This window comes from Arthrobacter sp. NPDC080082 (genome assembly GCF_040686595.1).
Taxonomy (GTDB): domain Bacteria; phylum Actinomycetota; class Actinomycetes; order Actinomycetales; family Micrococcaceae; genus Arthrobacter.
The window spans coordinates 344,326-357,579 of sequence record NZ_JBFBKQ010000003.1 but is presented as its reverse complement, the minus strand read 5'-3'; the positions used below and the strand labels follow the sequence as shown (position 1 = coordinate 357,579).

12 protein-coding genes are annotated in these 13,254 nt (G+C 70.3%); 5 read left to right on the top strand and 7 right to left on the bottom strand.

Annotated features, from left to right (window positions below; genetic code table 11):
* Positions 1-630, bottom strand: a complete 630-nt coding sequence (locus tag AB0O44_RS08575) for a helix-turn-helix domain-containing protein (protein ID WP_364136506.1) — start codon at positions 628-630, stop codon at positions 1-3.
* A gap of 192 nt (positions 631-822) precedes the next feature.
* On the opposite strand from AB0O44_RS08575, the gene AB0O44_RS08570 reads away from it, so the two are divergent.
* Positions 823-1,812, top strand: coding sequence for an RluA family pseudouridine synthase (locus AB0O44_RS08570; protein WP_364136691.1), 990 nt, complete (start codon positions 823-825; stop codon positions 1,810-1,812).
* A gap of 9 nt (positions 1,813-1,821) precedes the next feature.
* A complete protein-coding gene (locus AB0O44_RS08565; RefSeq protein WP_364136504.1) occupies positions 1,822-2,505 on the top strand; it encodes a VTT domain-containing protein in 684 nt (227 codons plus the stop codon).
* Positions 2,506-2,507: 2 nt separating this feature from the next.
* On the opposite strand, the gene AB0O44_RS08560 is transcribed toward AB0O44_RS08565, so the two are convergent.
* From AB0O44_RS08560 to AB0O44_RS08545, 4 genes are all read right to left on the bottom strand, one after another.
* Positions 2,508-2,813 carry a hypothetical protein gene (locus tag AB0O44_RS08560; RefSeq protein ID WP_290256686.1) on the bottom strand — a complete coding sequence of 102 codons (306 nt, stop codon included), beginning with the start codon at positions 2,811-2,813 and terminating at the stop codon, positions 2,508-2,510.
* Positions 2,814-3,112: 299 nt separating this feature from the next.
* On the bottom strand, positions 3,113-5,950 hold the full coding sequence (ppc, locus tag AB0O44_RS08555) for a phosphoenolpyruvate carboxylase (RefSeq protein WP_290256687.1): 2,838 nt from the start codon (positions 5,948-5,950) through the stop codon (positions 3,113-3,115).
* A gap of 128 nt (positions 5,951-6,078) precedes the next feature.
* Positions 6,079-6,933: a Rieske (2Fe-2S) protein gene (locus AB0O44_RS08550; RefSeq protein WP_364136502.1), complete on the bottom strand. Its 855-nt coding sequence runs from the start codon at positions 6,931-6,933 to the stop codon at positions 6,079-6,081.
* A gap of 180 nt (positions 6,934-7,113) precedes the next feature.
* The gene (locus tag AB0O44_RS08545) at positions 7,114-7,794 is read right to left on the bottom strand and encodes an NAD(P)-binding domain-containing protein (protein ID WP_364136500.1); all 681 of its coding nucleotides are present in this window, start codon (positions 7,792-7,794) and stop codon (positions 7,114-7,116) included.
* 123 nt (positions 7,795-7,917) lie between these two features.
* Between AB0O44_RS08545 and AB0O44_RS08540 the strand changes: the two genes are divergently transcribed.
* Both AB0O44_RS08540 and AB0O44_RS08535 read left to right on the top strand, forming a co-directional pair.
* Positions 7,918-8,538, top strand: a complete 621-nt coding sequence (locus tag AB0O44_RS08540; protein ID WP_364136498.1) for a TetR/AcrR family transcriptional regulator — start codon at positions 7,918-7,920, stop codon at positions 8,536-8,538.
* Positions 8,539-8,668: 130 nt separating this feature from the next.
* The gene (locus tag AB0O44_RS08535) at positions 8,669-9,553 is read left to right on the top strand and encodes a DUF1684 domain-containing protein (protein WP_364136496.1); all 885 of its coding nucleotides are present in this window, start codon (positions 8,669-8,671) and stop codon (positions 9,551-9,553) included.
* Between the two features lie 39 nt (positions 9,554-9,592).
* Here the strand turns inward: AB0O44_RS08535 and AB0O44_RS08530 are convergent, their stop codons facing one another.
* Positions 9,593-10,855, bottom strand: a complete 1,263-nt coding sequence (locus tag AB0O44_RS08530; protein WP_364136494.1) for an acyl-CoA dehydrogenase family protein — start codon at positions 10,853-10,855, stop codon at positions 9,593-9,595.
* Positions 10,852-11,649, bottom strand: a complete 798-nt coding sequence (locus AB0O44_RS08525; RefSeq protein WP_364136492.1) for an SDR family NAD(P)-dependent oxidoreductase — start codon at positions 11,647-11,649, stop codon at positions 10,852-10,854. Before AB0O44_RS08525 ends, AB0O44_RS08530 begins: the two co-directional genes overlap by 4 nt.
* 160 nt (positions 11,650-11,809) lie before the next feature.
* Here AB0O44_RS08525 and AB0O44_RS08520 point away from each other — a divergent pair, with 160 nt between their 5' ends.
* Positions 11,810-13,150, top strand: a complete 1,341-nt coding sequence (locus tag AB0O44_RS08520; RefSeq protein ID WP_364136490.1) for a glycoside hydrolase family 76 protein — start codon at positions 11,810-11,812, stop codon at positions 13,148-13,150.
* The last annotated feature ends 104 nt before the right edge of the window (positions 13,151-13,254 follow it).

Below are 13,254 nucleotides of genomic sequence, written 5' to 3'. Positions count from 1 at the left end.
CTAGTCCTTGGCTGTGGGGGTTGGGGATGGGTTCTTCAGTGCAGGGTGGAGCGCGACGACGAGCCGGTGCTTCCGCCCCGCGGGCCGGGAGCCCGCCGGGTGCCCGGTGCCGCCGTCGTGGTACTTGTCGACCAGCCGGGTCACCGCCTCGCCGAGTTCCCCGGCGAAGGCTGCCCGGTCCGCCGCGGAACGAAAGGTGATCTCGCCGTCGATCGCGAAGGTGGCCAGTTCCTGCCGGGCGGCGGCTGCCCCGGCGATCAGCCGGCCCACTTCCTGGACCATACGGCCGGCCAGTGCCAGCAGCCAGAAGGCCGAAAACCGGTCCGAGAACAGGCGCGGGTCCGGGGCCACGGAGGCCAGGGCGGCCGGTGAGATCAGGTACGACGACGCCGTCGCCCGCAGGATGCGCTCGGTGACGTTACCGCGCCGCCGCTCCTCCACCAGTTCCACCAGGCCGTGCTGCTCCAAGGTCCGCAGGTGGTAGTTCACCTTCTGGCGGGGCAGCCCCAACCGGGCGGCGAGCTGGGTCGCGGAGCCCGGGTCCGTCAGCTCGCGCAGGATCCGGGTACGGATCGGATCCAGGGTGGCTTCCGCGGCCGCCGGATCCTCGATCACCTCAATGGCTTGCATGCTCCAAGTCTCATCACCGACAGATTTATTTGTCAAGGAATATTTTTCCGTCGGTCCGCCTCGACAGTTCCCTGTCAAAAAGACGCTCAAGAACGTCTAACCGGCAGGGAACCGTCGAAGTGGCCGAGACGCCGGGGAGGGGCGGGCGACGCCGGAGGCCCGCGAAACCCCGCCGCGTAGAATGGACCGGTGATGCAATCCCCCCTCCCCGTGCGCGACGGCGTGAATGCGACCCGCCTGCGACTGCCGGAGGAAGGTCCGTGGGAAACCGCGATGGACTACATGATGCACCGCTGGGGCCACATCGACCCGCAGGGCATCGCGGACCGGTTCGACGCCGGCGAGATCGTCGGCGAGGGCGGGATCCCGCTGGACCGCACCACCCCGCTGCGGCACCACACGTTCATCTGGTACTACCGCACCCTGCCGCCGGAGACCCGGATGCCGGTGGAGCTGAACATCCTGCACCAGGACGAGCACCTGCTGGTGGTGGATAAGCCGCACTTCCTGCCCACCACCCCCGGCGGGACCTACATCCAGGAGTCTGCCCTGGTCCGGCTGCGGAACCAGCTGCGGCTGCCGGACCTGATCCCGATGCACCGGCTGGACCGGATGACCGCCGGAATCCTGCTGCTCTCGACCAACCCGGAAACCCGAGGGAAGTACCAGGTCCTGTTCGAGAAGCGCCAGGTCCAGAAGGAATACGAGTGCGTCTCCGCCGCGGAGCCCGCCCCCGGCCACCCCGCCGTCGACTTCCCCGTGGTGGTGCGCAACCGGATGACCAAGTCGCGCAGCTACCTGCTGGCCGAGGTGATCGAGGGTGAGCCGAACACGGAGACCCGCATCGAGCGGATCCGCACCTTCGCGGCGGCGCACGACGTCGGCGACTCCAACGGGGGCACCGACGACGTTGGTGCAGGGAGGGACGCGAGCCCCCGCCGTGCCCTCTACCGGCTCGAGCCACACTCCGGCAAGACCCATCAGTTGCGCGTGCACATGGCCTCCCTGGGACTCGGGATCGTCAACGACGCCTTCTACCCCGACCTGCTGGACAAGGCCCCGGACGACTACTCCAAGCCGCTGCAGCTGCTGGCCCGCGGCATCCGCTTCGTGGACCCCGTCTCCGGAAAACCCGTCGAATACCGCAGCCGGCTGACTCTCTCCGAGGCCCGCACCAACTAACCGCCACGGATGCGGTACGTTGTGGCCATGGACCTGGCCAATGCTGATACCTGGGGTTCGGCGATCTACTTCTGGATCGTCCCCATGGTGGTCGGCGACGCCATCTTCCCGCCGGTCCCCTCCGAGATGCTGATCATCACCGGCGGCGCCCTCTGCGCCGACGGCCGGGCCAACATTTTCTTGATCATCCTGCTGGCCGCGGCCGCCTCCTGGCTGGGCGACCTGCTGGTGTTCCAGCTCTTCAAGCGCCGGCTCAGCCACGTCCTGGACCGCTGGAGCTGGGGCCGGACGTTCCACAGCGGCATCCACCAGGCAATCGCCAAGGCTGGCCGCTCATCCACCTACGGCGGGATCATCGGCCTCCGTTTCATCCCCGGTGGCCGGCTCGCCACCACAGCCGCGGCGGGAATCGCGAACGTCTCTACCCGCGGGTTCAGCCTCTGCGCGGCCCTGGGCGGGACGCTGTGGGCGGTCTGGTCGGTGGGCCTGGGTTACGCCACCGGCTCGGCCACCAGGCTGCCGTTCTGGGCGAGTTCACTGATCGGCGTGGCGCTGGGGATCGTGATCGGCGCCGTCGTCGGGCTGGTGGTGACGCGCCGCCGCGGCAGCCGCTCCCCCGTGGTGGAACGCGGCGCCGGCTCGGGCAACAACGGGGACGCGCAGACGGACCCCGACGCCGAACTGGACTTCTAGGCCTACACCGGCGCCCAGCGGCCGCGGTTGCGCCGCAAAACCGTGAGGTTTCCGGTGAGCGCCACGCGTTCGACGGCGTCGCGCATCATGGCGGCAGCCTCCAGCGCCTGGCTGTTCTCCGCCGCGTAGGCGGTGGCCTCCACCAGGAAACGCAGGTTCAGCTGCGGGACGCCGCCGGCCAGCTCCAACTGGTGGGCCTCCACGTGGTGGCGCGTGCCCAACGCCTCCACCGCCGCGTCCATGACGGCCTCCGGCGGATTCCCCGGCCGAAGTCCGGTGATCTTCAGTCTGGTCTGGAAGGAGGGCATGGATCCAGCCTAACCACCCCACCGGCCCCCGACGCTCCCTCACATCCAGCGGCCGCCGCGGCGACGCTCCCTCACATCCAGCCGCCCTCAGGACGACGCTCCATCACATCCAGCACTTCCGACGGTGAATTTCCGCCACACCTGAGGGAGCGTCACCAAAAAACCCGCCACACCTGAGGGAGCGTCACCAAAAAACCCGCCACACCTGAGGGAGCGTCACCAAAAACCCGCCACCCCTGAGGGAGCATCACCCAAAAAACCCGCCACCCCTGAGGGAGCGTCACCGCAGAGGCCCTTGACTATCCCGTGTTGCGCAGGCCCGCCGCGACGCCGTTGACGGTGATCAGCATGGCCCGCTGCAGCCGCTCGTCGATCTCCCCGCCGGTCATCTCGGCGTCGGAGGACCCGGTGCCCGCCGCCCGGATGCGGCGCAGCAGCTCCACCTGCAGGTAGCTGATCGGGTCCAGGTACTGGTCCCGGATTTCCAGGGAGCGCTTGAGCCCTGGCTGGGCGTCCAGCAGCAGGTTCTCCCCGGTGAGGGCCCGGACCTCGGCCACGGTGAGGTCGAACTCGGCGCGGATGGCGTGGAAGATCCGGTGCAGTTTCTCCGGGACCAGGGTGGAGACGTAGTAGCCGGCGATGTCCATGTCCGTCTTGGCCAGCGTCATCTCCACGTTGGAGAGCACGGAGCGGAAGAAATGCCAGTGTTCCATCATCACGGCCAGCTGCTCGGTGTGGCCGGCCTCGCGGGCGGCCTTCAGACCGGAGCCGACGCCGAACCAGCCGGGCACGATCTGCCGCGACTGGGTCCAGCCGAAGACCCACGGGATGGCCCGAAGCCCCTCCAGCCCGGCGCCGGAATCGGGGCGCTTGGACGGCCGCGAGCCGATGTTCAGCGAGCCGAGCTGCTCCACCGGGGTGGAGGCCACGAAGTAGGCCGGCAGGTCCGGGTCGTCGATCAGGCTGCGGTAGCGGGCGAACGCGGCGTCGGAGACGGTGTCCATGACGTGGCCGTAGCGCTCGCGCTGGTCCTTGGTGGTGCGCGGCGCCCGGTGCAGCGCGGACCCCTGCAGGACGGCGGCGAGGGAGAGTTCGAGGTTCTCCCGGGCCAGCTCGGGCAGCGAGTACTTGTCCGCGATGACTTCACCCTGCTCGGTGAACTTGATCTCGCCGTCGAGCACGCCGTTCGGCTGCGCCAGGATCGCGTCGTAGGTGGGACCGCCGCCGCGGCCCACGGACCCGCCGCGGCCGTGGAAGAGCCGCACCCGGACACCGTGCTTGGCGGCGACGTCGCGCAGTTTGCTCTGGGTCTTGTGGATTTCCCACTGGCTGGTGATGACGCCGGATTCCTTGTTGGAGTCCGAGTAGCCGAGCATGATTTCCTGCACGTCGCCGCGGAGCCGGACCAGCTCGCGGTAGGAGGAGTTGGAGAGCAGCGCGTCCACGATCTCGGCGGAGGCGCGGAGTTCCTCGACGGTTTCCAACAGCGGCGCGAAGCCCAGCTTGGCGTACGGCGCCTCGCCGAAGAGGCTCACCAGGCCGGCCTCGCGGGCCAGGACGGCCGCGGCGAGGACGTCGTCGGCGCCGCGGGTCATGGAGATGATGTAGGTTTCGACGACGTCGGGGCCGAAGGTGCGCAGCCCGCGGCGGATTTCGCGGAAGACGTCATAGGTGCCGTCCGCGGCGCCGTCGAGCTTGATCGGGTGGCCGGAGAGCGGCCGGCGGGAGGCCAGCTCGGCGCCGAGCACCTCCAGCCGCTGGGCCCGGCTCAGCTCGGCGTAGCGCACGCCCGGTCCACCCAGCCGGTCCATCAGCTGGCCGACGGCGTCGTGGTGGTGGTCGGCGTGTTCGCGGATGTCGAGGGTGGCCAGGTGCAGGCCGAAGGAGGCCGCGGCGCGCCGGACCCGGGCCAGGGCGCCGTCGGCGGCCAGCGCGCCCTGGTGGTTGCGCAGCGAGGTGTCCAGCAGCTCGAGCTCGGCCAGCAGTTCGGCGGTGGCGGCGTAGTCGCGGCCGGGTTCGTGCGTGGACCCGGCGGCCACGCGGCGGCGGGTGTTCAGCAGCTTGGCCTTGATGCAGGTGAGCTTGAGCCGGTAGGGCTCCTGGGCGTTCAGCTCCAGCACGCGGCGGTCCAGGCCGGGCAGGTTCTTGAGGTCGACGTCGATCGAGTCCAGCAGCGCCTGGTCGGCGCCGGCCAGGGCGGTGGAGTTCGAGAGCATCGAGATCAGCCCGTCGATCAGCTCGATGCAGATCCGGACGGCGTGCTGGTTCTGGATCTGCAGGATCTCGCGGGTGACGGCGGCGGTGACATTGGGGTTGCCGTCCCGGTCCCCGCCGATCCAGGAGCCGAAGCGGACCGGCGCCGTGCCCACCGGCAGGGTCACGCCGTGCTCGGCCAGCAGGTCCGCGAAGTCGGACATCAGTTCCGGCATCGCATCCGTCAGGATCCCGGTCAGGTAGTAGATCGCGTTCCGTGCCTCGTCCACCGGGGTGGGCCGGACCTGGCGGAGCTCGTCGGTCTGCCACATCTGGTCGATCACCTCGGCCAGCTGCCGGTCCTGGCGGCGGCGGGCGGGGGTTCCCTCGGCGGTGGGCTGGGCCAGGATGTCCGAGAGCCGCCGGACCTTGTCCAGCACCGAGCGGCGGGAGGCCTCGGTGGGGTGGGCGGTGAAGATCGGCCGGAGGTCGAGGGCGTTGACCACGTCCTGCAGCACGCCGGTGCCGGCCTTCTCGGCGATCTCGGCGATCGTCTTGGCCAGCCAGCCGTCCTTTTCCTGGCGGTTGCGCAGCCCGCGGACCCGGTGGACCTGCTCGGCGGCGTTGACCAGGTGGAAATAGAAGGCGAAGGCGCGCACCAGGTCGGTGGCCTGGTCCAGCGGCAGGGAGCCGAGGAGTTCGCGGACCTGGGCGACGACGTCGTACGAGCTCCAGGGGCCGGTGGCGTCCGCGCCGCCCCGGGCGGCTTCCTTCGATTCCTTGGTCAGCAGCCGCACCTGCTCCACGAGGTCGAGGAGCTCGGGGCCGTGCTGGCGGACCAGGGATTCGCCCAGGAGCGTGGACACCCGGCGGACGTCGGCGCGCAGTTCGGCGGCGAGGTCGTCGGCCAGCTCGAGGCCGGAGGTCAGTGCAGTGTCAGCCATGGAAGCATCTTTCGAGGTTCGAGGTGGCTCGTACACTGCGCTGGATACTGTGAGCCGGGTTACCTCTGGGATGTTACCCGCCTCACGCGCCGCGTGGGGAATCGGTTCCGTCTATTGGGCCGGGGGTATCAGGCCGTCCGGCGCCTGATTTCGATCCGCCCCTCGGTGATCCTGGTGTCATAGGCCGGCTGGGGCCGGGTGGCCGGGCCCCGGACCACTTCTCCATCGGCCAGCCGGAATGTGCTGCCGTGCCAGGGGCAGACCACGCAACCGTTGTCGACCGTGCCCTTCTCCAGCGGCCCGCCGGCGTGGCTGCACACACTGTCGACGGCGAGTATCGCCATGCCGGTCCGGTACAGGAGGACGGTGACCTTGCCCGCCTCGACCTTGCGCGACCCGCCCTCGGGGAGTTCGGCGTCGTCGAGCACCGGCGTCCACTTCGAGGGGCCGTTCCGGTCCGCGGTCCTGTTGACGTTGACCGCGTTGGCGAAGCTCAGGTGGCCGCCGAGGAACCCGCCAAAGGTCAGGACGCCCAGTCCCGCCAGGCCCAGGGCCGTCCCCGCGCCGCGGTTGCCCCGGAAGCGGGCGGCGCTGGAGCAGGCGTAGAGACCCAGGGCCACGGTGTTCACCGCGGCATGGACCAGCCCAACCCGTCGCGGTTTTCCGGCCGTGTCCGACCAGTCGTTGAGGCCGGCCGCCGCCGTCGGAACGGCTGCGGCGATCCCCACGGTCACCAGCAGGTCCGCAGCCGGTTCCATCTCCCTGCCACCCACGGCGTCCAGGAGGGAGGCCATGGTCCACGCGCCGATCGGGATATCCGTGAGCAGGGGGTGCAGCGGGTGGCCCAGGACGGTGCCGCTGAGCAGGTTGCGGACGGCGCGGGGCTGCACAGCCTTGCCGACCAGGCCGGCGAGGGCGGACGCCGGACCGTCCAGCCCGTCGAGGCGTTCGATGGCGGCGACGACGGAATCCATCGGGTTCATAACGGCTCCTCGGGTGGCGGGCGGAACGACCGCACAGCACGGGAGGCTGCCGGTCGCCTGAGGCGGCCCGGCGCTGCCGGGCCGCCGGATGGACCCAGTGTTCCACCCGGGCCGCTTCAAGGCCCGGGACCTTTGGCCCCGGGCCTCGCTGCGGGGACCTCCCTGGTCCCCGGCCGAACCCTAGCGCGCGATCTTGAAGTTGAAGTCCGCGTTGCCCAGCGCTCCCCAGAGCCGCAGCCAGACCGGCAGCAGCATCTCGGTGCCGCGGGCGGTGGTGATGTCGCCGAGGTCGATGATGTCGCGGTGGCCCAGCTCGGCGAGCAGGCCGGACACCTGGGCCTTGGCCTCGGCGTCGTTGCCTGAGACGAACACGGAGTGGTCGCCGCCTGCCACGCTGGCGGGGTTCACCATCACGGAGGCGTTCATGGTGTTCAGCGTCTTGACCACCCGGGCCGCCGGGAAGGCGCGCTGCAGCTGCTCGCCGAGGCTGTCCGTGTTCACCGGGTTCAGCGACGGCGGGAACCCCTGGGAGAAGTCCAGCGGGTTGGCGATGTCCATGATGACCTTGCCGGCCAGATTCTCCTCGCCGGCCGCGGTGAGGGCGGGAAGGGAACCGGAGCCGTTGGTGGCGTTGACGATCAGGTCCGCCCCGGCGGCGGCGTCGGCGAAGGTGGTCAGCCGGATGCCGGGGTGCTCGGCGTGCCACTGGGCGAAGGGGACGCCGCCCATGGGGCCGGCCTCGGTACGGGCCAGGGTGGCTTCCGGGTCGCGGGTGCCGATGACGACGTCGTGGCCGAGCGCGACGAGGGCGGCGGCGACGGCGGGGCCGACGGTTCCGGTGCCGAAGACTGCGATATTCATGGTGACCTCACTGGAGACGGGAATTCTTGGCAGACAGGTTTGTCTACCTCTTTCCGGGACGCTATCAGACAGATCTGTCTATGCACAAGGGCGCGCAGACAGACCGGTCTGTAGCATGGAGGTATGAGTCCAGCAGCAGCACCCGCACCGGCCGCCCCGCAGGCGGTCCGCACGCCCGCCGGCCAGGCGCGGGAGAAGATCCTGGCCACGGCCTTCCGGTTGTTCTACGCCCACGGCCTGCGGGCCGCGGGGATCGATACGATCATCGCCGAATCCGGCGTCGCCAAGGCCACGTTCTACAAGTACTTTCCTGCCAAGGACGACCTGATCCTGGCCTACCTGGAGCACGTGGACGGGGTCTGGTCCGGGCAGCTGCACGCCGCCGCCGAGGCCGCCGGACCGGAGCCGGCCCGCGAGCTGGTGGGACTGTTCGACGCGCTCACCACGGCCTGCCGCCGCGATGGCTACCGCGGCTGCGCCTTCATCAACGCCGCCGCCGAGTCCCCCTCCGGCACCCGCGTGCACGAGCGGACAGTCGCACACAAGCAGTCCATCCTTGCCTGGATCACCCAGCTGGCCGAACGGGCCGGCGCCGGGAATCCGGAGGCCCTCGCCCGCAGCCTGACCCTGATCCTCGACGGCGGCCTGGCCAGCGGGGTGCTCGACGCCGACCCCGCCGCCGCGGCCGCCGCCAAGGCCACCGCGGAGCAGTTGGTGGCAGCCGCCGTCGCCGTCCCCCGCTGACCCGCCTCGCACAACGCAACCGCCCCTCCCCCTGCCCGCCCCACCCAACTAGCTCGCAGCAGAAGCCGTTTTGGGCCCTCATAACGGCCTCTACTGCCAGTCAGTTGGGCTGAAACCCCCGGAGATGACCATGACCCCCGCTGACGCACAGGACGCCGGATCCCAGCACGTCGACGCACAACCAGCCGACCCGCAGCTGGCCCGCTGGCGGCGGTTCCGCACCAACCGCGACGCCGCCCTGGCCACCGAATTCGGCTGGCTGACCCTGACGTCGTTCCAGTGGCTCGCGGATGAGGCGTCCACCCTTGAGCTGGTTCCGGGCCTCTGGTGGACGGACGGCACGACGGCGTTCCTCACCGCCGCGGCCGTGGACGGCCTGACCCTGGTGGAGACCGGAGAGCCGGTGGACGGGACCATCAGCGCGGGTTTGGCCGACGAGGAATCCCTGATCTGGGTGCAGTTCGGCGGCACGGACGGGACCCAGGTGCGGGTGGAGCTGGCCATGCGTGGCGGGAAGTACGCCATTCGGACACGTGACTCCCGGTCTCCGGTGTTCACGGACTTCGGCGGCGTCCCCACCTTCGGCTATCGGCCGGACCTGGTGGTTGAGGCGCGGTTTGAGCCGTACCCGGAGCCGGTGGACGTCCCGATCGGCACCGCGAACCCGCTGGTGGACGGGGTGCACCGCAGCGTCGGCGAACTCGTCTTCCGACTGCCCGGCAGCAACCATGAGTACCGGCTGCAGGCCGAGGAGGATAAGCTCGGGGCCCTGACGGTGACGTTCCACGACGAGACAAACGGCGACTCGACCGATGAGTGGCGCAAGGTCTCCACCGCCCGCCCGCGGCCGGACGGAACCGTGGTCCTGGACTTCAACCGGGCCATCAACTACCCCAGCGCTTTCACCCCGTACGGCACCTGCCCCATGCCGGTGAAGAACAATAGCCTGGACTACCGGATCGAGGCCGGGGAACGGGTGCCTGACGGCGCCCCGGAGGACGCCGTCGGCAACTGACAGCCGCAGCGCGATGCGGCCCGCCCAAGGTCGAGTGCCTTAGACGATCGCCGAGACCCCGGTGACGGCCCGGCCGGCGATCAGGGTGTTGATCTCGAAGGAGCCCTCGTAGGTGTAGATCGCCTCGGCGTCGGCGAAGATCTTGGCCATCCGGTAGTCGGTGACTATTCCGTTGCCGCCCAGCAGTGACCGCCCCATCGCCACGGTCTCCCGCATCCGGGCGCTGGCGTAGGACTTCGCAAGGGCCACCTGCGGCATGTCCGCGGCGCCGGCGTCCTCCAGCTGGGCGATCCGCACCATCATCCCGGTGCTCGCCACCGCATTGCCCAGCATGGTCACCAGCTGCTGCTGCACCAGTTGGAATTTCGCCAGCGGCCGGCCGAACTGGCGGCGTTCGACGGCGTACTGCCGGGCGACGTCGAACGCGGCCAGCTGCTGGCCCACCGCCTGCCACGCCACCATGATCCGGGAGCCGCGCAGCAGCTCGTTGGTGTCCTCGAAGCTGCTGATGCCGGCGAAGCGGTCCGCTTCGGCCACCCGCACGTCGGTGAAGACGATGTCCGCGTTCTGCACGGTCCGCAGCGCGATCTTGTTCTCGATCCGGCTGCGGCTCACCCCGGGGAGGGTGGCGTCGACGATGAAGCCGCGGATGGCGCCGTCGGCCTCGTCGCGGGCCCAGACCAGCATGTAGTCGCAGAAGGTGCCGTTGCCGATCCAGCGCTTGGCGCCGTTGAGCACCCAGTAATCGCCCTTGTCCCCGCCGGAGACGCGCCGGGCGCTGGTTTCCATGCCGCCGGCGACGTCGGAGCCGTGGTTCGGCTCGGTCAGGGCGAAGGCGCCGGTGGTGCGCAGGCTGGCCGCGTCCGCCAGCAGCCGGGAACGCTGGTCCTCGGAACCGAACTCGTAGAGCGACTCGACGAACAGGTCGTGGTGCACCAGGAAGAAGGTGGCCAGGGAGGTGTCCACCCGGGTGATCTCGGCGATGACGATCCCGGCGAAGAGGTTGCTGTAGCCGCGCTGGACCGGCGTGCTGAGCTCCAGGGCGGCGAGCTTGGGCAGGATGTGCGCGGGGAATTCGGCGCGGTTCCACCAGTCCTCCGCGTAGGGCGCCACCTCGCGGGCCAGGAAGCCGCGCAGTTCGGCCAGCTTGGCGCGTTCGACGTCGCTGAGCAGCGCCTCGTAGCCGAAGAAATCCGCGCCGGGCAGGTCCGGAAGCCCGCCGGCGGCCTCGGAAACAGCAGCCTCCTGCGCCCGGCCCGCCTGCGCCTGCTCTCCTTGCACCCGGTCCATCGCGAGCGTCACTTCGGGCCCATCCGGATGGCGCCGTCCAGCCGGATGGTCTCGCCGTTGAGCATGGCGTTGTCCACGATGTGCGCGGCGAGGTTGGCGTACTCCGCGGGCCGACCCAGCCGGGACGGGTGCGGCACCTGGTGGCCCAGGGAATCCTGCGCCTCCTGCGGCAGCCCGGCCATCATGGGAGTCTCAAAGATGCCCGGCGCGATGGTCACCACGCGGATCAGCGAGCGCGCCAGTTCGCGGGCGATCGGCAGCGTCATGGCGGCGACGGCGCCCTTGGAGGCCGCATAGGCGGGCTGGCCGATCTGGCCGTCGAAGGCCGCGACGGAGGCGGTGTTGATGATGACGCCGCGTTCGGGGCCGCCGAGCACCGTGGCCACCGGCTCGGTGGCGGCCATCGCGGCGGCGGCCAGCCGGATGACGTTGAAGGTGCCCACCAGATTGACCTGGATGACGCGGTTGAAGGCCTCCAGCGGCAGGACGCCGTCGCGGCCCAGGACCTTGCCCGGGGTGCCGATCCCGGCGCAGTTCACCACGATGCGCAGCGGGCCCAGCTCCGCGGCGGCGTCGACGGCGGCCTGCACCTGCTCCTCGTTGGTGACGTCCGCGGGCACGAACACGGCCCGGTTCCCGGCGGCACCCTCCATCCCGTTCAGTTCGGCGGCGAGGCTCTCCCCCGCGGCGCCGGGCAGGTCCACCAGGACCACCGAGGCCCCGGCGTCGAAGAGCCTGCGTGCGGTGGCGGCGCCCAGCCCGGACGCGCCGCCCGTGATCAGTGCGACGGTACCCAAGACGTCCATACATCCTCCTTGATGTGGAAACCCCTGCCCGGCCGCACAAGGCCGGCCGGGCCGCGGCGTCCGGAAACGTTAGTTAGTACACGTTAACTGGAATTGACACAGAGCGCACCCATTCGTGGAGATTCCGCGCCGCGGGCACCCCCGCCACTACTCTGGGACCATGACCGCAGCCGCCGCCCATACCCCTGCCCCGAACTGGTCCTTCCGCGCCGACGAAGCCGCGCGTTCGGTGACCCGGCTGTTCGGCCAGCGCCTCTTCTTCCTCCCCGGCACCCACATCGGCGCCATCGTCCGCCCCTCAAGCCGGCTGAAGAACCTCTCCCGGCCTTGGCACTACTGGCGGCAGGCGCATTACGTGGACTGCCTGGTCGACGCCGGGCGGCGGGAACTCGGCGTCGCGGGCCACACCCCGGCGCACTTCGACGGCAAGAACCTGCCCAGCGCCGGCAAGCTGGCCTCCCGCCTGCTCAACGGCATACGGGTGCGGAACCTCTTCACCGTGGTCAACAGCTACTACGACGACATGGCCTGGCTGGCCCTGGCCACCCGGCGGCTGGAACTCCTGGCCCAGGACGGCCGCAAGAGCGCCGGCCGCCGCCGCAACGCCCGGGTCCTCACCCGGCTGGGGGCACAGTTCGACGCCGCCTCCACCGACGACCTGGGCGGGGGCACCTTCTGGAGCAAGAAGCGGGACTTCAAGAACACCCCGGCGACCGGGCCGGTGGCGCTGCACTACGCCCGGACCGGCCAGGCGGCGCGGGCCCAGTCGCTGCTGGACTGGCTGGACGCCAAGCTGCTGGATCCGGAGCAGGGCCTCTACCGGGACGGCCTGCGAATTGTGCCGGAGGGGGAACCCCGGCTCGAAGAGGCCGTCTACACCTACAACCAGGGCCCGGTGCTGGGGGCCCTGCTGGAGCTCGGCGGCGAGGGGAACCTGGCACGGGCGCAGGAACTGATCACCGCGGTCCGCGAGCACCTGACCGTGGACGCACCCCTGCTGGGCCGCCGCGGCGAAGTGGTCCGCGGCGAGGGAACGGGCGACGGCGGCCTCTTCAGCGGGATTCTGGTGCGCTACCTGGCACTCGCCGCGGTGGACGAGCGGCTCCCGGAGGAGACCCGGGCGACGGCGGCGCGGCTGGTCACGGACACGGCGGAGGCCTTCTGGGAGGGCCGGCGCGTGGTCGGCGCGAACGAGCCGCTGGCCCGCAACGGCGCCCGGCTGGTCTTCTCCGCCCGGCCCGAGCTCCCCGCGCGCCGCACCTACCCGGCAGGCGCCGACGTCGAACTCTCCACCCAGCTGCAGGCCTGGATGGTCCTTGAAGCCGCGGCCTCGATCGCGCCCCGCCTGCCCGCGATCGTCGACGCCGCCGACGCGGAGCAGCCGGCGGAAGGACAGCCGGACGAGGGACAAACGGGCGCAGCGGCGCAGCCGGAAACGCCCGCCGATCCCGCGTCGGCCGCCGTCGACGCCACGGCCCCGCGGGAACACGAAACCAATTAAGTCACGCAATAGTTTCGTAATTCGTGTGATCTCCCTCACTTAAGGCGCTCTCGGCTTGGTTGCTTAGGTTTGGCTAACCTACAGTTTTTTGTAGTGAGCATGCC

Bases quoted from the DNA above. Each gene is read 5' to 3' on its own strand.
- AB0O44_RS08545 (WP_364136500.1), bottom strand. From the start codon at position 7,794: ATGAATATCGCAGTCTTCGGCACCGGAACCGTCGGCCCCGCCGTCGCC.
- AB0O44_RS08535 (WP_364136496.1), top strand. From the start codon at position 8,669: ATGACCCCCGCTGACGCACAGGACGCCGGATCCCAGCACGTCGACGCA.
- AB0O44_RS08560 (WP_290256686.1), bottom strand. From the start codon at position 2,813: ATGCCCTCCTTCCAGACCAGACTGAAGATCACCGGACTTCGGCCGGGG.
- AB0O44_RS08570 (WP_364136691.1), top strand. From the start codon at position 823: ATGCAATCCCCCCTCCCCGTGCGCGACGGCGTGAATGCGACCCGCCTG.
- AB0O44_RS08540 (WP_364136498.1), top strand. From the start codon at position 7,918: ATGAGTCCAGCAGCAGCACCCGCACCGGCCGCCCCGCAGGCGGTCCGC.
- AB0O44_RS08520 (WP_364136490.1), top strand. From the start codon at position 11,810: ATGACCGCAGCCGCCGCCCATACCCCTGCCCCGAACTGGTCCTTCCGC.
- AB0O44_RS08525 (WP_364136492.1), bottom strand. From the start codon at position 11,649: ATGGACGTCTTGGGTACCGTCGCACTGATCACGGGCGGCGCGTCCGGG.
- AB0O44_RS08550 (WP_364136502.1), bottom strand. From the start codon at position 6,933: ATGAACCCGATGGATTCCGTCGTCGCCGCCATCGAACGCCTCGACGGG.
- AB0O44_RS08565 (WP_364136504.1), top strand. From the start codon at position 1,822: ATGCGGTACGTTGTGGCCATGGACCTGGCCAATGCTGATACCTGGGGT.
- ppc (WP_290256687.1), bottom strand. From the start codon at position 5,950: ATGGCTGACACTGCACTGACCTCCGGCCTCGAGCTGGCCGACGACCTC.
- AB0O44_RS08575 (WP_364136506.1), bottom strand. From the start codon at position 630: ATGCAAGCCATTGAGGTGATCGAGGATCCGGCGGCCGCGGAAGCCACC.